The sequence below is a fragment of the Thiohalorhabdus sp. genome (genome assembly GCF_036628635.1).
In the GTDB taxonomy this organism is placed as follows: domain Bacteria; phylum Pseudomonadota; class Gammaproteobacteria; order Thiohalorhabdales; family Thiohalorhabdaceae; genus Thiohalorhabdus.
On sequence record NZ_JAZKRM010000001.1, the window covers coordinates 76,333 to 96,604 of the forward strand.

Below are 20,272 nucleotides of genomic sequence, written 5' to 3' on the forward strand. Positions count from 1 at the left end.
TGGCCCCAGTGCGCGGCCGGTTCATCACCGTCGAGGGCATCGACGGCGCCGGCAAGACCACCGCCGTGGATCACCTGGGCGAGCGACTGCGGGAAGCGGGCATTGAAGCAGTGGCCACCCGGGAGCCCGGGGGAACGGAGCTGGCCGAGGCCATTCGGGACCTACTAAAGGGCAGCGAGGGGGAACCCCCCTGCGAGGACGCCGAGACACTGCTGGTGTTTGCCGCCCGAGCCCAGCACCTTGGCGTCACCATCCGGCCCGCCCTGGAAGCCGGGCAGTGGGTGATCTGCGACCGCTTCACCGACGCCACCTACGCCTATCAGGGGGGCGGGCGGGGCGTCCCCGCCGCCCGCATCCGGGTCCTGGAGGAGTGGGTCCATGGAGGCTTCCAGCCCGACTGCACCTTGCTGTTCAATCTTTCACCAGAGGAAGGGCTGCGTCGCCGGTCTGGGGAAGGGCGGTCCAATGATCGCTTCGAGGCCGAGGGCCTGGCTTTCCTGGAAGGCGTGCAGGCAGCCTACCGGGAGCGTGCCATGGCTGCGCCCGAACGCTTCCACGCAATCGACGCGGGCCGCGACTGGAGCGAGGTGGTCCGGGCCCTTGATGAATGGCTGTACCGGGAGATCGCGGATTGGCGGGGCGGGGCCTGACATGTCGGAGTGGGGGCTGATCGGGCAGGAAGGCGCCATTGGCCTGCTGGAGAGGGCTCTGGGGCGCAACCAGGTGCCTCAGGGCCTGCTCCTAGCCGGTCTCAAGGGAAGCGGCAAGCACACTGCCGCCCGACGGGTGGCCAATCGGCTCCTATGCGTCCAGGGACCTGCATCCGAGCCTTGCGGGGCCTGCGGTCCCTGTCGCCGTTTCGCCGCCGGGACCGCTCCGGACTATACCGAGGTGACCGTGGGCCCTGGCGAAGAGATCCGCATCGACCAGGTGCGGGAGGTCAATCGCCAGAGCAGCCTAACCCCCCAAGAGAGCGGGCGGCGGGTGATCCTTATGGACCCCGCCGAGGCCTTGAACGCGTATGCCGCCAATGCCCTGCTCAAGCTTCTGGAGGAGCCGCCGGGGGTGGTCCATTTCCTGCTGATCAGCCATCGCCCCGACCGCCTCCCGGCCACCATTCGCAGCCGCTGCCAGACAGCGGGCTTCCACCCCGTGGCCGCGGGAAAGGTGGCGGCCTGGCTTACGGAGCACTGCGGTCACCCCTCCGGGCAGGCCGAATTGGCGGCGCGGTTGAGCGCCGGCGCGCCGGGCTGGGCCCGAGCGCTGGCCGATCGGGATCTGGTTGGGGAGCGGGAGGCGGTGGTGGAAGGCCTTGCGGCGGCCCGGACGGCGGGGGGAGAATCGGTATTGGAGGTGGCTGCGGGCTGGGCGGATGCGGACCCGGCCACTTGGCTGCCCCATCTGCTCGCCTGGCTCCGCGATATGGCCCGTGTTAGAGTTCTGAGCGGTCAGGCCGGCGGCCCGTTTTTGGCCAATCCGGATCGGGAAAAAGCGTTGCGGGGGCAGGCAAGCGAACGGGATTTCACGGCCCTGGATAGCCTGCTGCGGGCAGCCGACGAGCTTGCCGATGCGGTTCACGGGCCCCTTAGCACCCGGCTTGCGGTGGAGGAGTTCCTGTTGACCTGGCGGCGCGCCTGATCACCCGGCGGCCTTACCCTTCCAGCCCAGCGCCCCAAGGCACCGGCGGTGCCCAACAATCGGGCGGGGCAGGCTGACACCGAGCGGATAGCCGACTATGACCAAACAAATCGGAATCCGTACCGAGAACTCCGACGCTGTCTTCGTCATGACGGTGGAAGATGACAGCATAAATGCCCGCGACCGGGTGCTGGTGGAGACCGATACAGGCACCGAGGTGGCCGATGTGGTCATCGGGGAGGTGGCGAATAGCCACTTGCCCTTTCCGGGGCGGGTGCAGCGGGTGGTCCGGCGGCTGACCAGCCGCGACGAGCAGTGGCGGGAGTCCTTGCGGGCCCGTGAAAAGGAGGCCCTGCGCTTCGCCCGTCGCAAGGCCCGCGCCCTGGAGCTGGAGATGAAGGTGTCCCTGGTGCGGCTGGATTTTGACGGCAGCCGGGGCACCTTTTATTTCACGGCGCCTCACCGGGTGGATTTTCGGGAGCTGGTGCGTATCCTCGCCCGCGAATTCCACATCCGGGTAGAGATGCGCCAGATCGGAGTCCGGGACGAGGCCGCCCTGGTGGGTGGGCTCGGTCCGTGCGGCAAGACCCTTTGCTGCAGCGAGCATATGAGCGAATTCCCTCCCATCAACGTCAAGATGGCTCGGGAGCAGGGGATCGAGCCCAATTCCAGCAGCTCCACCGGGATGTGCGGCCGCCTCAAGTGCTGCTTGCGCCACGAGCAAGACGGCTACGGCGGGGACGGAAAGTCGGATGGCTGTGGCGGTTGCGGATCCCGGGGCAATGACGGACCCGCCCGCATCCCGGTGCCCGCCTCTAGGCATTAGCCGATACCGGGCCGCCTCAACCCAGTCAACCAGGCAAGGGCCATCCGCTAATGGGCGAAAACCCTTACGGCAAAACGTTTTACCTAACAACCCCGATCTATTACGTCAACGACGTCCCCCATATCGGCCATGCCTATACGACCGTTGCCGCCGATGCCGTCGCCCGCTATCAGCGCCTGCTTGGCCGGGATGTGTATTTCCTCACCGGCACCGACGAACATGGCATGAAGGTGGAGCGATCCGCCCAGCAGCAGGGGATCGAGCCCCAGGCCCTGGCCGACCAGGTGGTTCAGCGTTACCAGGCCCTGTGGCACAAGCTCGAGATCAACTACGACGACTTCATCCGGACCACCGAGGACCGTCACGCCGCCGGTGTGCGCAAGGTCTGGGCCCTACTGCGGCACAATGAAGCCATCTACAAAGGGGTCTACGAGGGGTGGTACAACGTCAGCGACGAGGCCTACGTGCCCGCTAGCCAGGTGGTGGACGGGTGTGATGCCGAAACCGGCGATCCCCTGGAACGGGTCCAGGAGGAGAGCTATTTTTTCCGGCTTTCCGCCTATCAGGAGGCCCTCCAGCGTCACATCCGAGACAACCCCGAATTCATCCAACCGGAGAATTTCCGCAACGAGATCCTGAGCTTCCTGGACCAGGGCTTGCACGACCTGTCGATCAGCCGCACCACCTTCACCTGGGGGGTGGCGGTTCCGGAGGATCCCGACCACGTTATCTACGTCTGGATCGACGCTCTCACCAACTACATCAGCGCCCTCGGTTACGGATCTGAATATGAACAACTTTTCCAGATTTACTGGCCGGCCGACCTCCACCTGATCGGCAAGGATATCCTGCGCTTCCACGCTGTCTATTGGCCGGCCCTGCTCATGGCCGCCGGTTTGGAGCTGCCGAACCAGATCTTCGCCCACGGCTGGTGGACAAAGGAAGGGCAGAAGATGTCCAAATCCAAGGGCAATGTCCTCGACCCCTTCGAGCTCGTCGATTATTACGGCGCCGATCAGGTGCGCTATTTTCTGCTGCGCGAGGTGCCGTTTGGCCAGGACGGCGACTTTACGGATGCCGCCATGGTCCGCCGGGCCAACGAGGAGCTGGCCAACGACCTGGGCAACCTGCTCAACCGCACCCTGTCCATGCAGCGCAAGTACCGGGGCGAAGAGGTTCGGCTCCCGGCCGTGGAACAGGATCCGGACGCCGACCTCAAGGCCCATGTAGACGGCCTCCCGGCCACCTTCGAGCACCACATGGACCGGCTTCGCTTCCACCGCGCCCTGGAGGCCGTTTTCGAGGTGGTCCGCAGGGGCAATCTTTACGTGGACGAAACGGCTCCCTGGATCCTCAACAGGGAGGGCGAGACCGACCGGCTGGGGGTGGCCCTGGCCAATCTGGTGGAGACGGTGCGCGTAGCCACCCTTCATCTATGGCCGGTCATGCCGGTGGCCTGCGAGCGGATGCTGGAGCAGATGGGCTATCCCATCGAGGGGGCCCAGCTGGACCGTGACGGCCGGTGGGGTGCCCGGCCCGATGTGCTCCGGGTGGCCAAGCCGGAGCCCGTATTCCAGAAAGTTGCCGAGCCCGGGGAAGGTTAGGGAAGTGAGCGAAACCGCCAATATCGAGTTGGCCGATAGCCATTGCCATATCGATTTTCCCGATTATCCCGACCGGCGTGAGGGGATCGTAAGCAAGGCGCGGGATTTCGGGGTGCGCTATCTGTTGAACATCTCCGTATGCCTGGAGGATTTCGCCCAGGTACGGGCGGTGGCCGAGAGCGACCCGGAGATCTTTGCCACTGCAGGCGTCCATCCCAATTACGCCGATGTGGAAGAGCCTACCGTCGATCGGCTCGTGGCGCTGTCGGACCACTCCAAGGTGGTCGGCATCGGTGAAACCGGGCTCGACTTCTACCGCCACCAGGTGGCCCCCGAGACCCAGAAGGTGCGGTTCCGTACCCACATCGAGGCGGCCCGTCAGCTGGGCCGGCCCCTGATCGTGCATTCCCGGGCCGCCCGGGAGGATACCGTGGCCCTGGTGCGGGAGGCGGGTGAGCAGGGGGTTACCGGGGTAATGCACTGCTTCGCCGAGGACTGGGAAACCGCCCGGGCGGCGATGGACGCCGGGTTTTACATCAGCTTCTCGGGAATCGTGACCTTCAAGAACGCCCCGGAGCTGAGGGAAGTGGCCCGGCAGGTGCCGGCGGACCGGCTACTGGTGGAGACCGACAGCCCCTACCTGGCGCCCGAGCCCTATCGGGGCAAGACCAATCAGCCCGCCTTCGTCCGCTACACCGCCGAAAGGGTTGCCGAGGAGCGCGGGGATGCCCTGGGGGATTTGGCGGAAACCACCACCACCAACTTCCTGCGCCTGTTCGGCCTCCAACCGGCCTGAGATTCCGACCATGGAAGCGGTCATCCTCGGTTCCGGCTCCAGCGCGGGCACGCCGGTCATCGGCTGCCGGTGCCCGGTGTGCACCTCCAGTGACCCCAAGGACCGGCGCACCCGGGCCTCGCTATGGTTGCGCGGCGATGCCGGCGAGTCCCTTCTGGTGGATACCAGCACCGACCTTCGCCACCAGGCCCTGCGCGAGGGCCTGGACCGGGTCGACGCCGTCTTCCTGACCCATACCCACGCCGACCACATCAACGGCATCGACGACATGCGGGCCTTCAACGGCCTGCAGGAGCAGGTGATCCCGGTTTACGGAAAGCCTTCCGTGCTGGAGGCCGCCGAGCAGCGCTTCCATTACTGCTTCGGGGAGCCACCCCCGCCGGAGAAGGGCTGGTACATCCCGGTGCTGGAAGCCAGGCCCCTTACCGAGCCCTTCGCCTGGGGCGGGCTGCGCGTCACTCCCATCCCCGTAGAGCACGGGCGCTGGACCATCTACGGCTACCGCTTCAACGATCTCGCCTACATCACCGACGCCAAGACCATTACTGAAGCTTCCCTGGAGCTCTTGGAGGGGCTGGACGTCCTGATCCTCGACTGCCTGCGCTACCGCGACCATCCCACCCACATGCGCGTGGAGGAGGCGGTGGCAACGGCCGAGCGCATCGGCGCCAAGCGTACCGTCTTCACCCACTTCACTCACGAGGTTGCGTATTCCGGCCTGGCCGAGGAGCTTTCGCAGAGCATGGAGCCGGGTTATGACGGCCTCCGGGTTCCCCTATAGGGAAGGCGGGGAAGGGTGGGGCAGGGCCTAGTGTCCAGCCTCAGGAGTGCGTAGGGGTTCTGAGCGATCTGAGCCGGTCCAGAGCAAGGCACGCCGAGGGGGCGTGGTTGGGAACCTACGTCGAGGAGGCGCAACGCAGCGCTGGGCCGGCTCAGACGCTCCCTTCGGGCGAGCCGGGATAGCGGACGGCGCGGCGTCAGCGCTCCTTGACGGGCAGGCAGGCCGCCCGGCGTCGCGCTTCCTTGCGGCGCCCACTATCCCTTCTCACAGAAGTCCCACGCACTCCTGGGGCGGGACACTAGCGCCGTAGGGCGTCCGCGGCCACATTGAGGGCGTGGTCCAGGCCATGAAGCGAATTGTAGAAGTGCGGGGCGAAGCGGATGCCGCCCGCCCGCGGCAGCACCTGAACGTTATTCCTCCGAAGGGCCTCATAGACCGCCTCGGTCCGGTCGCCGAAACGGGCAGTGACGATGCCGGCGCGCCGGGCGGGGTCAGTGGGAGACAGGAAGGCCACCTCCGGTAACCGGTTCAGACCCTGAATCAGGTGCTCCACCCGGACCGCAATGCGCTCGGCCACGTTGGCGATTCCCGCCTCCTGGAGCACCGCCAGGCTCGCCTCCAGGGCGTGGTTGGCCGGGGTGTTGGGGGTGCCGGGCTCGAAGCGGCGGGCCGTGGCCGCCGGCCGCCAGTCGCGGGCCTCGAAATCCCCGAGGGGCTCTGCCATGTGCCAGCCCCACTGGCGCAGCTGAAGCTCTTCGAGCCACTCCGGTGCGCAGTAGAACACCCCCAGACCTTCCGGGCCCAGCATCCATTTATGCCCGTCGGCGGCGACGAAATCGGCCCCGATGGCGCGCACGTCCAGAGGCCAGGCCCCCAGGCTCTGGATGGCGTCCACGCAGAATGCCGTGGGGGTACCGGCCAGCTCCCGCCCGATCCGACCAATATCCAGGGCCAGCCCAGTTCCCCACTGGACGCTGCTGACGCTGACCACCCGCGTCCGCTGGTCCACTAGCCCCAGAACGCTGCCTTCGCAGTCCGCCGACCCGGCCGGGGTGCAGGCGGCCTCCCGAACTTTCACTCCCCGATCGGCCAGCGCCTCCCAGACCATACGGTTACTGGGGAACTCCGAATCGGTGATCACCACATTGTCCCCCGGCTGCCATTTGACGCCACTGGCCACCAGCGACAGACCGGCCGAGGTATTGGGAACGAGGGCGATGTGGTCGGTGGACTCGGCGTTCACCAGCCGCTGCAGGCGCTGCCGGAGCTCGGCGTCCTTGGCCTGCCAGTCGGGGAAGTGGAGGGAGCCGTCCTCGGTGACGCCGTCGGCGAAGGCCCGCATGGCCCGGCGGGCCCGTTCGGGCCAGGGGCTAACGGCGGCGTGATTGAGGTAGACGTGGCGCCCTGCCACCGGGAATTCTTCGGCGGCCAGGGCTTCCACGCTTTCCTGAGAGGGATTGGCAATGTTCATGGGCGCGCTTTGACCAATGCCCCGCACCGGTAGGGGCTAGGTGGCCGCCGGGCAGGGGCGGGAGGTGGAGTTGATGCCTTCCAGGGACCAGATAAGGAGCAGCCCGGCCAGGCCGGCCAGAAAGGTGCCCGGAATCTGCAGGGCCTTGATAACCGTGAAGCCGGTAACCACCAAGTTGAATACCCGACCAGATACCAGCTTTGGAATTTCATGAGGGTTCCTGTATGACCTGGGCAAACCGCCCATCCAAACAGCTTGGCCGGATCATTGCCACCTCCCTGACCCATTCCCCCTCCGAGCCGCCCCATGCCACGCTCCCGAAGACCGGACCGACCACGGAAAGGACGCTTTCAGGATGATCAACAATCTGTTCGCCTCGCTGGGCTATCTCCATCCGCGCAGCCTGAAGGTCCTCACCGGGCCTCTGAGCCGATTGATTGAGGGCCGTCTCTGGCTTCACAGGTCCTAGTCGGCATGGTGCTGGGGGTGGCGGTGGGCATCGCGCTGAATCCCGATACCGGCTGGGTAGGGCGGGGAACGGCCCTGGCCATGGGGGAGTGGATTGCGCTGCCCGGCCACCTGTTCCTTGGTTTCATCCAGATGATTGTGGTGCCTTTGATCCTTGCCTCCATCATTCGAGGAGTAACGGCAGCCACCGACGTGCAGCAGCTCAAGAGCACCGGCATCTGGCTGGGCGTCTACTTCCTCGGCGCCGCCGTCCTAGCGCTCATCATCGGCATCTCGGTGGGTATGGCGTTCAAACCCGGTAACTATGTGGACATGGCGGCGGTGACCCAAGGCGGGTCGCCCCCGGGGGATGCGTTGGAGCTGCCCACGGAATCCCTGCCGGTCCCTGGGGGCGAAGGCCAGGAAGGCTCGGCCATCCAGGAGATTCCCGGACAGATCGTTGAGCTCTTGCCCACCAACCCCATGGGGGCTATCGCCGAAGGCGATATGCTGCAGATCGTGATCTTCGCCATCGTCCTTGGCCTGGGTCTACTCAGCCTGGAGCCGCGCTCGGCCAAGCCGCTGGTAGATCTGTTCGGATCGGTCCAATCGGTGACCATGTCGGTGGTGGGGGTGGCCATGACCTTCGCCCCAGTAGCCGTGTTCGGGCTCTTGGCCCAGGCGATGATCAAGACCGGCCCCAGGTTCTGGCGGGGTTGGGGGTTTACGCTGGGGCCGTCGTCTTTGGCATGGCCCTGTTGCAGGCGGCCTATCTGGTTCTGGTGGCGTTTTTGGGCGCTCGCAATCCCCTCCGGTTCTTTGGCCACATCCGGAAACTTTCCTGCTGGCGTTTTCTACCAACAGCTCGGCGGCGACCATGGCGGTAACGGTGCGCACCGCCGAGGGGAACCTGCGGGTTAGGCCCTCCCTGGCGCAATTGGTGGTGCCCCTGGGGGCGACGGTGAACATGGGGGGGGACCGCCCTGTATCAGGGGCTGGCCACCATCTTCATGGCCCAGATGTTCCAGATGGACCTGCCAGTGAGCGCCAGCGCCGGGGTGCCGCTAACCGGGCTGGCCATGATCATCGGCCTGGACCAGGTCCTCGAGCGCTTCCGGACCAGTCTCAACGTCACCGGGGATCTGGTGGGCTGCGTGATCCTGGACCGCTTCCTGCCGGCCGAGCCCAGCCGCGACGCTGAACGTGAGCACGAGCAGTGGCTGGAGCAGACCCGCCAGGCCGAACCCGTGGATACCGTCATCGAGTAGTCGATAGGCCCGGGGTTATGCCGGGGCCCGGGCCCGAACCAAGGCAGCCTGGATTGCGCATAATGTTTATTATGTTAAATAGTATCCGAAACCGGTGTGAGCGGCCCCTACCACGGGGTTTCGCCCAAGCGCCGAAATCATTTTTTGGAAAACCAGCGGATCGGGTGAGTTTGTATGATCAACGCCCCGCTACCCTGGGGCTTTGCCGTCTGGAGCCAGGCCATTTGCCTTGGCTTGGGCCGTGGTACCATTATCCCTTCCCGAACAGGGAACTTGGCCGGGTGGCGGAATTGGTAGACGCCGCAGACTTAAAATCTGCTGGAGGGCTACCCTCCGTGCGGGTTCGAGTCCCGCCCCGGCCACCAGATCCCCCTCCCCCTAGTTCCGGCCCAGTACAACGCCCCGTTTTTCATCGGGCCCTTCGGAGGAACCATGCCTGCTAGCCCCGTTGCCGTCGCCGCTGTGGTGTTCGGTCTCATTCTGGAGGTCAGCGCGGCTAACCTGTGGGGGCGTCGGCGGCCTCGCGGCGAAATCCTGCCGCTGGCCCTGATCGGTGCCATCTTCTTGGCTATCGGGCTATTTCGGCTTCTTGTCTGAATGAGAACAAATAAAGAACGTTAGGTCTCATACCTGTTCCTCGGGTGGGTCGCGCCTTTGGATTAACCGCTGGGGATGGTGTACGAGGGAAAGGGTCGAAACGGGGGATGAATAAAGGCCCCGAAAAGTTGGTTCGGGGCCTGGGTGGGGACTGTTGATTTTCGGGGCGGGCTCAGCCACCCCGGGCGGTCATGTAGAGGAGAACGCCTAGAATAAGGATGGCCAGTGCGGACACGGCGGTTATGGCGATTTCCATGGTCGATTCCTTTAGCCAACGGGTGGTTGAGGGAAACTTCCTTCCACCCTTCTACCCTTTCCGGTCCCCACGTGCCAAAGGCCTACAGGAAAACCCCAAGGCGCAGCCCGATCACATCCATGTCTGATTCGGGTTGGAGGATGGCCCCGATGCTGCTTGAGGAGACGGGTGAGGGGTCGAAGCGGTAACTGTCATAGTAAAGGGTCACACCGACCTGGGTACCCGTTGAAGTGACCTTGCTCAACTCGTAGGCGGCGTAGAAGTTGGGCTCAGGGTTCGGGCTTAATTCGGCATTGAAGGCGTCAATCTCCTCGTGCACATCCAGCGGATAACGCACCCCCGCCTCCAGCCGGCCGTACCATTCCTCGAAGGTTAGATCGGCAACCCCCAGCCCGGCCTTCGCATAGACCACCGTGTATTGTTCCTCGACGCCCTGGACAGGGGTACCGTTGGCGGCAAAGCCATCCTGGATGTCCCGGGACCAGTACTCGCCGCCCAGCCCCGCCATGGCGTCGAAACTGTAACGCGCCCAATCGGGGAGGAAACGGTATCCGACCTGGCCTTCGCCCAAGGCGCCTTTGTAGCTAACCTCCGTTCTCAACGGCACTCCGCCCTGGGTTTCGCCGTCGTAGTCCATTTCCCCCGCATAACCCCTGGCCTCCAGGGCATAGACCGGACCTTCGGCCGACCGGAGGTAATTGTCGAAGGTGACCGCGCCGGTAAAGCGGGGACCTTCTTCCTCAAGGATCTCTCGTGACGGGTTTGACGCCTGTTCGCTCCAGGTAAAGGCCTCCAAGCCCAGATGAAACCCCAAACGCGGGCTGGACGGTTCCGGAGCATCTCCCTCGGCTCCGGCGGCTAGGGTCGGAGCGGAGCCCAGGAGGATCGCCCATAGCTTGCGGGAGGTCATTTTGGCCCCTTTCAGGTGCGATCGGGTTTCGGGTGCGATTGAGGGTGCCTAAATTACCGGCTATGAGGGCGATAAAGAAAGTCCCGGGCGTCGAAGACGGCAACAGCAAAAAGCCCCGCGACTAGAGCGCGGGGCTTTTTGGGGCTTTGTCGGCCGGATATGGAGGCTGGGAGGGGATTCGAACCCCTGTGGAACGGATTTGCAGTCCGTCGCATAGCCACTCTGCCACCCAGCCGGTAGGTCGGAGATGAAAAAGGGAAAGCCTTAGGCTTTCCCTGCCGATCTCAGCCAGGCCCCGGTATCCTTTGGCGGGTATACCTGGGCAATGTCTGGAGCGGAAGACGAGATTCGAACTCGCGACCCCAACCTTGGCAAGGTTGTGCTCTACCACTGAGCTACTTCCGCTAAGGGTCAACAATTTCCCAAAACCGGCCCGGGGTGTCAAGATGCGCCGGGCTTGGCGGAATCCTCGGCGGGCCCGGCGCCCAAAAGCATGGGTAACGCCGCCCGCAGGTAGAGGATCATGGACCAAAGGGTCAGGATCGCGGCGGCGGTAAGGAGGACCACGCCCCAGAAATGGGCGTCGATGCCGAAGACCCGCGTGTGAAGCAGCAGCAGGACAATGGCGGCCATCTGCAGGGCCGTCTTGACCTTGCCCATCCAGGAGACGGCCACAGCGGCCCGTTTGCCCAGCTCAGCCATCCACTCCCGCAGCGCGGAGATGGTGATCTCGCGGCCGATGATGATCACGGTGAGGATGGCCGGAGCCCGGTCGTCGGCGGTCAGCAGGACCAGGGCGGTGGCTACCATGAGCTTGTCGGCCACCGGGTCGAGGAAGGCCCCGAAGGCGCTGGTCTGCTCGTAGCGCCGTGCCCAGAAGCCGTCCACCCAATCGGTGATGGCGGCCAGCACGAAAACCACGGCGCTGGTGACATAGCCGGTCCAGCCCGGGATCAGGAACACACCCATCAACAAGGGGATAGCCGCAATCCGGATCAGGGTCAGGATGTTCGGGACGTTCCAGGTCACCCCGGCCTCCATTCGTTCCTAAGAGATGGCTGGGGAGGGACCCTAGTCGTTCACCCCTGCCCTCCTGCATGGAATTCCGCGTAGATTCGCTCCGCCAGAGAGCGGCTTATCCCCTCCACCTTCTGCAGGTCCTCGGTGCCGGCGGCCCGGATGCCCTTGAGACCGCCGAAATGGTGCAGCAAAGCCTTCTTGCGCTTGCCGCCCACGCCCGGAATGCCGTCCAGAGCGGACTCCCGCCGGATCTTGCTGCGGCGCTGCCGGTGCCCGGAAACGGCGAAGCGGTGGGCTTCATCCCGGATCTGCTGCAGCAGGTGCAGGGCCTTGGAGTAGGGATCGAGGCTGAAGGCACGGTCCTTCCCCGGGCGCCATAAATCCTCTTCCCCCGGGCGCCGCTCCGGTCCCTTGGCCACACCCAGAAGCTCCACCCCTTCGATCTGCAGCTCCTCGAAAGCCCGTTCGGCCACATTCAGCTGACCGCGGCCGCCATCGACGATGACCAGGTCCGGCAGTTGGGCCTCTTCCCGCTTAAGGCGGCCGTATCGCCGCGTCAGCACCTCCTCCATGGCGGCGTAGTCGTCCCCGGGCTCCACGTCGCGGACGTTGAAGCGTCGGTAATCGGACTTGCGGGGGCCTTCCCGGTCGAAAACCACGCAGGAGCCCACCGGCCCCTCGCCCCGGGTATGAGAGATATCGAAGCACTCCATGCGCTCGGGAACCGCCTCCAGCCCCAGGGCGTCGGTTAGGGCCTGGTAACGCTCGGCCAGACCGGCCTCCTCCGATACTCGGCGCTGGAGGGCATTATCCGCATTGTGCGCGGCCATGGCTACCCAGTGCCGCTTCTCGCCGCGCTGCGGCTGGGTGATGGTCACCTTCCGCTCCATGCGCTCGGACAGGGCCTCGGCCAGGGCCTGCTGCTCGGCCGGGGGCTGGTTGACCACCACGCTCGGCGGAACCGGCTTGTCGTCGTAGAACTGGGTCAAAAAGGCCTGGAGCACCTCTTCCGGGGGCACCCCTTCGGTGTGCTGGGGGAAGAAGCCACGATTGCCCAGATTGCGCCCGCCCCGGATGAAGAACACCTGGACGCAGGCCAGGCCGGCCTCCATGCGCACGGCGATGACATCGTGGTCGCCGCTTCCGCCGGACACGTGCTGGTTCTCCTGGACCCGGCGTATAGCCCGGATCTGGTCCCGCAGCCGGGCCGCCTCCTCGAAGCGCATGTTGGTGGATGCCGCCTCCATGCGCTCGGTGAGCTCGTTCGTCAGCTCCTCATTGCGGCCGTCCAGGAAAAGCTCCGCCTGGCGCACGAATTCCCGGTAGGTGCCAAAGCCGACCTCCCCGGTGCACGGCCCGCTGCAGCGCTCGATCTGGTATTGCAGGCAGGGCCGGGTGCGGTTGGCGAAGAAGGTGTCCTCGCACTGACGCACCGGGAAGATGCGCTGCATGAGCTTGAGCGTCTCGCGCACCGCGCTGGCCGAGGGATAAGGGCCGAAGTAGCGCCCTTTCTCCTTCTGCGGCCCGCGGTGGAACGCCAGCCGGGGATAATCGTGGTTGCGCGACAAGAAGATGTAGGGATAGCTCTTGTCGTCCCGCAGCAAAACGTTGTAGCGCGGGCGGTGGCGCTTGATGAGATTGCTCTCGAGGAGCAGGGCCTCGGTCTCGGTGTGGGTCAGCGTGGCCTGGATGTCGGCGATCTGGCCCACCATGGCCCGGGCCTTGGGATCCGTGTCGGCGTTCTGGAAATGGCTGCGGATGCGGGCCCGGATGTTGCGGGCCTTGCCGACGTAGACCACCACCCCCGAGGCGTCTTCCATGCGGTAGACGCCAGGGCCGGTAGGCATTATATGAATCAATGACTTATGCTTTTCTGTTGCGGTCATGGATGAAATTTCGGCTCGAGGGCCGGTGATGGCAAAGGACGGGACCTTGCCTTAGCGCCTGCCGTCCCCGAAAAAGGGGATCCCGGTCGGCTTGAAGATCAAACTCAAGGCCATCCCCGCGAAGAAGCCGGCGATATGGGCCATGTAGGCCACTCCCCCGCCCTCGGCGCCCCCGTTAAAGGCGTTGGAGAGGAATTGGAATCCAAACCAGATCAGCAGCACCACCACCGCCGGCAGGCGGACCACCGTCAGGATGAACCCCAGGGGCACAAGGACCCCCACCTGGGCCTTGGGATAAAGCAGCAGGTAGGCCCCGAGCACACCGGAAACGGCGCCGGAAGCGCCGATCATGGGGACCTCCGAGGCCGGCGCCTGGAGGATGTGGGCCAGCGCGGCCGCCACCCCGGCGAGGACATAGAAGGCGATGAACCGAACGGGGCCCAAAGCGTCCTCGATATTGTTGCCGAAGATCCACAGGAAAAGCATGTTGCCGGCGAGATGCAGAATCCCACCGTGCAGAAAAAGGCTGGTTACCAGGGTCAGCGAGGCCGGGATCGGGCTCTCATACTGGGGTATGTACGATGACACCGCACCGGTGACCATGCCAGGGATGACACCGAACCAGTGGACAAAGTAGTTATAGGCCTGCGGGCCCATTGTCAGCTGGTACAAAAAAACCGCTACGCAGGCTGCGATAACCCCGACGGTAACGACCGGGCTTCGTTTGGTGGGATTGTCGTCGTAGAGTGGGATCACGCCTCCCGGACCCCTCCTTTCTAGCGCCCGCGGCCCGGTCGCCCCGGCCTACCTACGCCTCCCGGCTACCGCGCTCATTCCTGGGGGGAGGTATCCAGGTTACGCAGATGCTCCCAGGTGAAGATGCCGGTATTGTGGCCGTCGTCGAAGCTCAGCTGAATGGCGTAGTTGCCCACGGGGTCGAAGCTGGTGATGTCCACGTTCTCCTTGCCCGTGATGGTCTTGGCCTGGTCGGGGGTATGGCCCTTGCAGTCGGCACAAGGGCACTCCACCCGGAGGTATTCGTAGGTGTATTTGGAGACGTGGCCGTCCTCCCACTCGATCTCCAGGATCTTGGATTTGGTATGCGGCCGGATCTCCACCGGCCGGACCTGCTCTTGGCTCATGGCCCGTTTGCTCCTAACGATTCGGTTGCGTTGGCTGCGGCGGGTTAAGGGCTAGCTGGGAAATATGGTACAAACCCGGATCCCTCAAGGGCTTGCATGCCCTTGGACCGGAAGCCGGCTCCATCGTTCTAGGTACAAGGGTCGCTTTCCCGATTACGGCGGGGTGGCCCTGGCGCTCGTACCTTTACCGTGGGGCGCGGCGGCGTCCCCCCTCCACCACCGCGAGAAGGGAATCATGAAGATCGAGGCACTGCAAATCCGCAAGGGCAACATCATCGAGTACGAGGGCGGCCTGTGGCGGGTCCTCAAGGCTGAGCACACCAAGCCGGGTAAGGGCGGTGCCTTCGTGCAGACCGAGCTCAAGAACATTGAGACGGGAACCAAGACCACCAATCGGTTCCGCTCCGAGGAGAAGGTGGAGAAGGCCCATATCGAGCCGCGCAAGATGGAGTTCCTGTACCACGACGGCGCCAACTATATCTTCATGGACCAGGGCACCTTCGAGCAGATTGCCCTCGACGAGGAGACCCTGGAAGGCGTCACGGAATTCCTTCAGCCCAACCTGGAAGTCGACGTGCTGTTCCACAACGAGCGACCCATCGGTGTCGAGCTGCCCAAGGCGGTGGAGCTAAAGGTGGTGGATGCTGAACCGGTGGTAACCGGCCAGACCGCCGATGCCACCTACAAGCCCGCCCACCTGGAGACCGGCGTCACCGTCCAGGTGCCCCAGTTCGTCGAGGCCGGCGACGTCATCCGGGTTAGCACTGCCGATGGCACCTACGAGGAGCGGGTTAAGCAGGGCTGAGCCAGGTTCTGGCCCTGGGACCCTCGCCTTGGCCCCTGCCATCCCCTACCCCTTGATGGTGATCCGGGGCACCAGCCGGACCACCCGCTGCGACAGGCCTGAGGCCTCGGCGGCCTCCACCACCTGCTCCACCGCCTTGTAGGCCTCCGGGGCCTCCTCGGCCACGCCGCGCATGGAGGGGCTGCGCACCCGCATGCCGCGGTCGCGCAGCTCGCGCAATACCTCCTCGCCCCGCCACTGCTTGCGGGCTTGGTTGCGGCTCATGCGCCGACCTGCGCCGTGGCAGGAGCTCCCAAAGGAGCGGGCGTCGTTGCCCGCCATGCCCACAAGGATGTAGCTCGCCGTGCCCATCGTGCCGCCAATTAGCACCGGCTGGCCCACCCCGCGCAGGGCCGGCGTCAGGTTGGTGCTGCCAGCCTCCAAGGCGCGGGTGGCTCCCTTGCGGTGGACGAACAGGCGGCGCTCGGCGCCGTCCACCTTGTGGGTCTCCTCTTTGCAGGTGTTGTGGGAGACGTCGTAGAGCAGGTTGAGATTGGCCTCGGGCAGCACGTCGGCGAAGGCTTGGCGGGTCAGGTGGGTGATGATCTGCCTATTGGCCAGGGCGCAGTTGATGGCGCCGCGCATGGCGCCCAGGTAGGCCTGCCCTTCCGCCGAGGTCAGGGGCGCGCAGGCCAGCTCATTGTCGGGCAGATCGATGCCGTGCTTGCTCGCGGACCGGGCCATGGATTTCAGGGCCTCGCTGCCGATCTGGTGGCCCAGCCCGCGGGATCCGCAGTGGATGGTGGCCAGCAGGTCGCCCTCGTGCAGGCCGAACCCGGCCGCCGTCTCGGCATCGTGGATGGCCGCCACCTGCTGGATCTCCAGGTAATGGTTGCCCGAGCCCAGGGTGCCCATCTCGTCCTTCTGGCGCTGCTTGGCCTTGTCGGAGACCTGCTCCGGGTCGGCCCCGGCCATTTGCCCCAGCTCCTCGGTGCGGTTGAGGTCGTGCGGATGGCCGTAACCCTCGCCTACCGCCCACCGCGCGCCGCCGGCGAGCATGTCGTCCATCTCCGCAGCGGACAGGTGGATCTTGCCCCGGCTGCCCACCCCCGCGGGGATGCGGTGGAAGAGCTGGTCCGCCAGGGCATCCTCCCTGCCCGCCAGGTCCGCAGCGGTCACACCGGTATGCAGGGTGCGCACCCCGCAGGAAATGTCGAAGCCCACGCCGCCGGCGGAGACCACCCCGCCGGCTTCGGGGTCGAAGGCGGCCACCCCGCCGATGGGGAAGCCGTAGCCCCAGTGGGCATCGGGCATGGCGTAGGCCGGGCCCACGATCCCGGGCAGGCTGGCCACGTTGGCCAGCTGCTCGAGGACCCGCTCGTCCATCTCCCCGAGCAGATCCGCGTCGCCGTAGATCACCCCCCGGGTCCGCATGGCCCCCACCGGATCCATGACCCAGCGATAGGGCCCTTCCTGGCGTAGCCGGCTCACTTCCATGGCCGTTCTCCTTGGGGGCAGTAATGGCTAGACATCCACCACGCACTCCAGCAGCCAGCCGCCGTCGCCCCGTTCGGCCCGCAGGCCGGTGAGCGTGGCCCCCTTGACCTCCACCGCCGGCTGGTGACGATCCCGGTCCACCGGCTCGCCCAGCACGGTGGCGGTCAGGTGGTAGGTGCCGCCGGCGCCGCTGATCGCCACCTCGAAGCCGGCGAACAGCATGCGGCGGATGGCCATGGCATAGATCAGGGTGTCCAGCCACTCCACCAGCAGGAATTCGGGATCATCCGCGGCACAGGACAGGGCCACCTCTTCCCGCCCCACCACCCTTTGCGGCTCGGTGATCACTGCCGTCAGGGCCAGCCCCGCCTGCTCCAGGGCCGCCCCCAGATCCGGTCCCCAGGCGCGCAGGCCGATGTCGGCCTGGTGCTCGAAATGCTGCCAGCCGCTGGTGGTCACACATGCTCCCCGGGTTCAGAGGGCCCCCTCGGATCGAGTATGCTAACCTTCGGTGGGCCGCACAAGCGGCGGGGAGGGGCTCCCGCCGCGATTGTCATTGCGAGTCCCGCCACTAAGCCCCTACGAAACCGTGGCTAAAGCTCCGTTATCCGGCCAGGCTTAGTGGCGGGACGCGGCAATCTGCCGGTTTGGGCTTCGTTCGGCAGATCGCTTCGCTGTGCTCGCGATGACCACTGGCTCACGGCCTGGGTGTCGCTCCTACGGGCCCTGTTTCTCCCTTTTCCATTCTTCCCGGCCCAAAAACGCCTTATGAATCAGGTCGCCCACACCCCCATGATCGCCCAGTACCTCCGCATCAAGGCGGAGTACCCGGACATCCTGCTGTTCTACCGCATGGGCGATTTCTACGAGCTGTTCTACGACGACGGCCGGCGCGCCGCGTCCCTGCTCGACATCACCCTCACCCAGCGCGGCGAGAGCGGCGGCGAGGCCATCCCCATGGCCGGGGTGCCGGTGCACAACCTGGAGCCCTACCTGGCGCGTTTGGTGCGCTCGGGAGAATCGGTGGCCATCTGCGAGCAGCTGGAGGATCCCGATCAGGCCAAGGGCCCGGTGGAGCGGGGCGTGGTGCGCGTGGTGACCCCGGGGACCCTGACCGAGTCCACCCTCCTGGAGGAACGGGCCAACAACTTCCTCGCCGCCGTGGTGCCGCCGGCTCGAGAGGGCGGTCCCTGGGGCCTGGCCGCCCTGGACCTGTCCACCGCCCGCTTCACCGTGGCCGAGCCGACCTCGGCCGAGGCCCTGGGCGGCGAGCTCACCCGCCTAGACCCGGCGGAGATCCTCGTCCCCGAGGGCATCGCCCTGCCCGAGGGGGTGCCGGCGGACTACCCGGCCCGGGTCCAGACCCGGCCGGAATGGTCCTTCCAACCCGATACCGCCCGGGAGTACCTCAACGACCAGTTCGGCACCCGCGACCTTTCCGGCTTCGGCTGCGAGGACCTGGGGGCCGGCGTCCAGGCCAGCGGCGCCCTGCTCATCTACGCCCGCGAGACCCAGAAGGGCCTGCTGCCCCACCTGCGCTCCCTGGTGCGGGAGCGCAGCGAGGACACGGTGGTCATGGACGCCGCCACCCGCCACAACCTGGAGATCGACCGGACCCTGTCCGGCGAGGGCAGCACCCACCTGGTGGGCGTCCTGGACCGCACCGTCACCCCCATGGGCGCCCGGCTGCTGCGGCAGTGGCTGACCCGCCCCCTGCGCCGGCCCGAGGCCCTCAAGCGCCGCCACCAGGCGGTGGCCTCCCTGCTCGACGGCGGCCGGTTCCAGCAGCCGCAGGGGCTGCTGGACCGGGTCGGGGACATGGAGCGCATCCTGACTCGGGTCGGCCTGGGCTCGGCCAACCCCCGCGATCTCAAGCAGCTGCAGGAGTCCCTTGCCGTCCTGCCCGAGCTCCAGACCGCCCTGAACCGTCACGACAGCCCCCGCCTGGGCGAGCTGGCGGCCGCCTTGCCGCCTCAGCGGGAATGGGTGGATCACCTCGCCGCCGCCCTGGTGGACCAGCCTCCCGCCACCGCCCGCGACGGCGGCTTCATCCGCGCCGGCTTCGACGGTGAGCTGGACGAGCTGCGCGACGTGGGCGACAACGCCGGCGACTACCTGGCCCGGCTGGAGGCCGAGGAGCGCGAGCACACCGGCATCGATACCCTCAAGGTGGCCTACAACAAGGTCCACGGCTACTACATCGAGGTCTCCAAGTCGCGCCTGGACAAGGTGCCGGAGCGCTACATCCGCAAGCAGACCCTGAAAAACGCCGAGCGCTTCGTCACCCCCGAGCTCAAGCGCTTCGAAGAGCAGGCCCTGTCCGCCGCCGAGCGCTCCCTGGCGCGGGAGAAGGCCCTGTTCGAGACCCTCATCGAGGGCCTTCGCGCCGATCTGGCCACCCTGCAGCCCCTGGCCCAGGGCGTGGCCGAGGTAGACGTTCTGGCCAACTTCGCCGAGCGCGCCGAGGCCCTGGACTACGTCCAGCCCGAATGGAGCGACGACGACGCCCTGACCATCCGCGAGGGCCGCCATCCGGTGGTGGAGACCGCCAGCCGCGCACCCTTCGTGCCCAACGACCTCGCCCTTCACGATGCCCGCCGCATGCTGCTCATCACCGGCCCCAACATGGGCGGCAAGTCCACCTACATGCGCCAGGTGGCCCTGATCGTGCTCATGGCCCACGCCGGCAGCTTCGTCCCCGCCGCCGAGGCCCGCCTCAAGCCCGTGGACCGCATCTTCACCCGCATCGGCGCCCGCGACGACCTGGCCTCGGGCCGGTCCACGTTCATGGTGGAGATGACCGAGACCGCCAACATCCTGCACAACGCCGGCCCCGATTCGCTGGTGCTCATGGACGAGATCGGCCGCGGCACCTCCACCTTCGACGGCCTCGCCCTGGCCTGGGCCAGCGCCGAGCGCTTGGCCGGCCACAACCGCCCCTGGGCCCTGTTCGCCACCCACTATTTCGAGCTCACCGACCTCGCCGACCGCCTCGACGGCGTCGCCAACGTACACGTTGCGGCGCGGGAGTACGGCGACCAGGTGGTGTTTTTGCACACCGTCCGGGAGGGGGCCGCCGATCGCAGCTACGGCATCCAGGTGGGCTCCCTGGCCGGCCTGCCCCAGCCGGTCCTGGAGCGCGCCGGCACCCTGCTGGAGGAGCTAGAGGCCGGCGCGGTCACCCCTAGCCACGAGCCCGAAAGCCCCGAGCCGGCGCCCCAGCTGGACCTGTTCAGCGCCGCGCCGCATCCGGTGGTGGAGCGCCTTAGGGGACTGGATCCGGACGAGCTGAGCCCCCGCGAGGCCCTGGAGCTGCTCTACCACCTGCGCAGGCAGGCGAAAGATTGAA

The 20,272-nt window shown here is 66.2% G+C and carries 19 protein-coding genes, 3 tRNA genes and 1 pseudogene; 12 read left to right on the forward strand and 11 right to left on the reverse strand.

What is annotated here, in order from left to right:
* Positions 1–8 precede the first annotated feature (8 nt).
* The 6 genes from tmk to V5A19_RS00365 all read left to right on the forward strand — a co-directional run bounded on the left by tmk (position 9) and on the right by V5A19_RS00365 (position 5,645).
* A complete protein-coding gene (gene tmk / locus V5A19_RS00340) occupies positions 9–650 on the forward strand; it encodes a dTMP kinase (protein WP_443081433.1) in 642 nt (213 codons plus the stop codon).
* A 1-nt stretch (position 651) separates the two neighbouring features.
* The gene (gene holB / locus V5A19_RS00345; protein WP_332318707.1) at positions 652–1,638 is read left to right on the forward strand and encodes a DNA polymerase III subunit delta'; all 987 of its coding nucleotides are present in this window, start codon (positions 652–654) and stop codon (positions 1,636–1,638) included.
* A 97-nt stretch (positions 1,639–1,735) separates the two neighbouring features.
* On the forward strand, positions 1,736–2,464 hold the full coding sequence (locus tag V5A19_RS00350) for a PSP1 domain-containing protein (protein ID WP_332318708.1): 729 nt from the start codon (positions 1,736–1,738) through the stop codon (positions 2,462–2,464).
* Positions 2,465–2,514: 50 nt separating this feature from the next.
* A complete protein-coding gene (gene metG / locus V5A19_RS00355) occupies positions 2,515–4,068 on the forward strand; it encodes a methionine--tRNA ligase (RefSeq protein WP_332318709.1) in 1,554 nt (517 codons plus the stop codon).
* A gap of 4 nt (positions 4,069–4,072) precedes the next feature.
* Positions 4,073–4,864, forward strand: coding sequence for a TatD family hydrolase (locus V5A19_RS00360; protein ID WP_332318710.1), 792 nt, complete (start codon positions 4,073–4,075; stop codon positions 4,862–4,864).
* Positions 4,865–4,874: 10 nt separating this feature from the next.
* Positions 4,875–5,645 carry an MBL fold metallo-hydrolase gene (locus V5A19_RS00365; protein ID WP_332318711.1) on the forward strand — a complete coding sequence of 257 codons (771 nt, stop codon included), beginning with the start codon at positions 4,875–4,877 and terminating at the stop codon, positions 5,643–5,645.
* A gap of 298 nt (positions 5,646–5,943) precedes the next feature.
* On the opposite strand, the gene V5A19_RS00370 is transcribed toward V5A19_RS00365, so the two are convergent.
* Together V5A19_RS00370 and V5A19_RS00375 are read right to left on the reverse strand one after the other, a co-directional pair.
* Positions 5,944–7,116, reverse strand: coding sequence for an aminotransferase class V-fold PLP-dependent enzyme (locus tag V5A19_RS00370; RefSeq protein WP_332318712.1), 1,173 nt, complete (start codon positions 7,114–7,116; stop codon positions 5,944–5,946).
* Between the two features lie 36 nt (positions 7,117–7,152).
* On the reverse strand, positions 7,153–7,290 hold the full coding sequence (locus tag V5A19_RS00375) for a hypothetical protein (RefSeq protein WP_332318713.1): 138 nt from the start codon (positions 7,288–7,290) through the stop codon (positions 7,153–7,155).
* A gap of 300 nt (positions 7,291–7,590) precedes the next feature.
* Between V5A19_RS00375 and V5A19_RS00380 the strand changes: the two are divergent.
* From V5A19_RS00380 to V5A19_RS00395, 4 genes and pseudogenes are all read left to right on the forward strand, one after another.
* Positions 7,591–8,202, forward strand: a pseudogene (locus tag V5A19_RS00380) (dicarboxylate/amino acid:cation symporter); the annotation flags it as partial.
* A 371-nt stretch (positions 8,203–8,573) separates the two neighbouring features.
* On the forward strand, positions 8,574–8,831 hold the full coding sequence (locus tag V5A19_RS00385) for a cation:dicarboxylate symporter family transporter (RefSeq protein WP_332318715.1): 258 nt from the start codon (positions 8,574–8,576) through the stop codon (positions 8,829–8,831).
* Positions 8,832–9,106: 275 nt separating this feature from the next.
* Positions 9,107–9,196: transfer RNA gene (locus V5A19_RS00390), tRNA-Leu, on the forward strand.
* 67 nt (positions 9,197–9,263) lie between these two features.
* Positions 9,264–9,428 carry a hypothetical protein gene (locus tag V5A19_RS00395; protein WP_332318716.1) on the forward strand — a complete coding sequence of 55 codons (165 nt, stop codon included), beginning with the start codon at positions 9,264–9,266 and terminating at the stop codon, positions 9,426–9,428.
* 338 nt (positions 9,429–9,766) lie between these two features.
* Here V5A19_RS00395 and V5A19_RS00400 read toward each other — a convergent pair whose 3' ends face one another.
* The 7 genes from V5A19_RS00400 to V5A19_RS00430 form a co-directional block, all read right to left on the reverse strand.
* Positions 9,767–10,594, reverse strand: coding sequence for a hypothetical protein (locus V5A19_RS00400; protein ID WP_332318717.1), 828 nt, complete (start codon positions 10,592–10,594; stop codon positions 9,767–9,769).
* A gap of 160 nt (positions 10,595–10,754) precedes the next feature.
* A tRNA-Cys gene (locus V5A19_RS00405) sits at positions 10,755–10,829 on the reverse strand.
* A gap of 95 nt (positions 10,830–10,924) precedes the next feature.
* Positions 10,925–10,999, reverse strand: a tRNA-Gly gene (locus tag V5A19_RS00410).
* Positions 11,000–11,035: 36 nt separating this feature from the next.
* Complete coding sequence (gene pgsA, locus V5A19_RS00415) at positions 11,036–11,623, reverse strand: CDP-diacylglycerol--glycerol-3-phosphate 3-phosphatidyltransferase (protein ID WP_443081402.1); 588 nt, start codon at positions 11,621–11,623, stop codon at positions 11,036–11,038.
* Positions 11,624–11,673: 50 nt separating this feature from the next.
* Positions 11,674–13,461: an excinuclease ABC subunit UvrC gene (uvrC, locus tag V5A19_RS00420; RefSeq protein ID WP_332317790.1), complete on the reverse strand. Its 1,788-nt coding sequence runs from the start codon at positions 13,459–13,461 to the stop codon at positions 11,674–11,676.
* 90 nt (positions 13,462–13,551) lie between these two features.
* Positions 13,552–14,256, reverse strand: coding sequence for a rhomboid family intramembrane serine protease (locus tag V5A19_RS00425; protein WP_332317791.1), 705 nt, complete (start codon positions 14,254–14,256; stop codon positions 13,552–13,554).
* A 74-nt stretch (positions 14,257–14,330) separates the two neighbouring features.
* Positions 14,331–14,642 carry a DUF971 domain-containing protein gene (locus tag V5A19_RS00430; RefSeq protein WP_332317792.1) on the reverse strand — a complete coding sequence of 104 codons (312 nt, stop codon included), beginning with the start codon at positions 14,640–14,642 and terminating at the stop codon, positions 14,331–14,333.
* Between the two features lie 235 nt (positions 14,643–14,877).
* Here V5A19_RS00430 and efp point away from each other — a divergent pair, with 235 nt between their 5' ends.
* Positions 14,878–15,447 carry an elongation factor P gene (gene efp / locus V5A19_RS00435; RefSeq protein ID WP_332317793.1) on the forward strand — a complete coding sequence of 190 codons (570 nt, stop codon included), beginning with the start codon at positions 14,878–14,880 and terminating at the stop codon, positions 15,445–15,447.
* A 45-nt stretch (positions 15,448–15,492) separates the two neighbouring features.
* Here efp and V5A19_RS00440 read toward each other — a convergent pair whose 3' ends face one another.
* Positions 15,493–16,923, reverse strand: a complete 1,431-nt coding sequence (locus V5A19_RS00440) for an RtcB family protein (protein WP_332317794.1) — start codon at positions 16,921–16,923, stop codon at positions 15,493–15,495.
* A 27-nt stretch (positions 16,924–16,950) separates the two neighbouring features.
* On the reverse strand, positions 16,951–17,382 hold the full coding sequence (locus V5A19_RS00445; RefSeq protein WP_332317795.1) for an archease: 432 nt from the start codon (positions 17,380–17,382) through the stop codon (positions 16,951–16,953).
* Positions 17,383–17,691: 309 nt separating this feature from the next.
* Here V5A19_RS00445 and mutS point away from each other — a divergent pair, with 309 nt between their 5' ends.
* On the forward strand, positions 17,692–20,271 hold the full coding sequence (gene mutS, locus V5A19_RS00450; RefSeq protein ID WP_332317796.1) for a DNA mismatch repair protein MutS: 2,580 nt from the start codon (positions 17,692–17,694) through the stop codon (positions 20,269–20,271).
* The last annotated feature ends 1 nt before the right edge of the window (position 20,272 follow it).

What these genes read in the sequence shown, in the direction of transcription:
- holB (WP_332318707.1), top strand. Translation starts at nt 652, where the DNA reads ATGTCGGAGTGGGGGCTGATCGGGCAGGAAGGCGCCATTGGCCTGCTG.
- V5A19_RS00350 (WP_332318708.1), top strand. Translation starts at nt 1,736, where the DNA reads ATGACCAAACAAATCGGAATCCGTACCGAGAACTCCGACGCTGTCTTC.
- metG (WP_332318709.1), top strand. Translation starts at nt 2,515, where the DNA reads ATGGGCGAAAACCCTTACGGCAAAACGTTTTACCTAACAACCCCGATC.
- V5A19_RS00365 (WP_332318711.1), top strand. Translation starts at nt 4,875, where the DNA reads ATGGAAGCGGTCATCCTCGGTTCCGGCTCCAGCGCGGGCACGCCGGTC.
- V5A19_RS00370 (WP_332318712.1), bottom strand. Translation starts at nt 7,116, where the DNA reads ATGAACATTGCCAATCCCTCTCAGGAAAGCGTGGAAGCCCTGGCCGCC.
- V5A19_RS00385 (WP_332318715.1), top strand. Translation starts at nt 8,574, where the DNA reads ATGGCCCAGATGTTCCAGATGGACCTGCCAGTGAGCGCCAGCGCCGGG.
- V5A19_RS00395 (WP_332318716.1), top strand. Translation starts at nt 9,264, where the DNA reads ATGCCTGCTAGCCCCGTTGCCGTCGCCGCTGTGGTGTTCGGTCTCATT.
- V5A19_RS00400 (WP_332318717.1), bottom strand. Translation starts at nt 10,594, where the DNA reads ATGACCTCCCGCAAGCTATGGGCGATCCTCCTGGGCTCCGCTCCGACC.
- uvrC (WP_332317790.1), bottom strand. Translation starts at nt 13,461, where the DNA reads ATGCCTACCGGCCCTGGCGTCTACCGCATGGAAGACGCCTCGGGGGTG.
- V5A19_RS00430 (WP_332317792.1), bottom strand. Translation starts at nt 14,642, where the DNA reads ATGAGCCAAGAGCAGGTCCGGCCGGTGGAGATCCGGCCGCATACCAAA.
- efp (WP_332317793.1), top strand. Translation starts at nt 14,878, where the DNA reads ATGAAGATCGAGGCACTGCAAATCCGCAAGGGCAACATCATCGAGTAC.
- V5A19_RS00440 (WP_332317794.1), bottom strand. Translation starts at nt 16,923, where the DNA reads ATGGAAGTGAGCCGGCTACGCCAGGAAGGGCCCTATCGCTGGGTCATG.
- mutS (WP_332317796.1), top strand. Translation starts at nt 17,692, where the DNA reads ATGAATCAGGTCGCCCACACCCCCATGATCGCCCAGTACCTCCGCATC.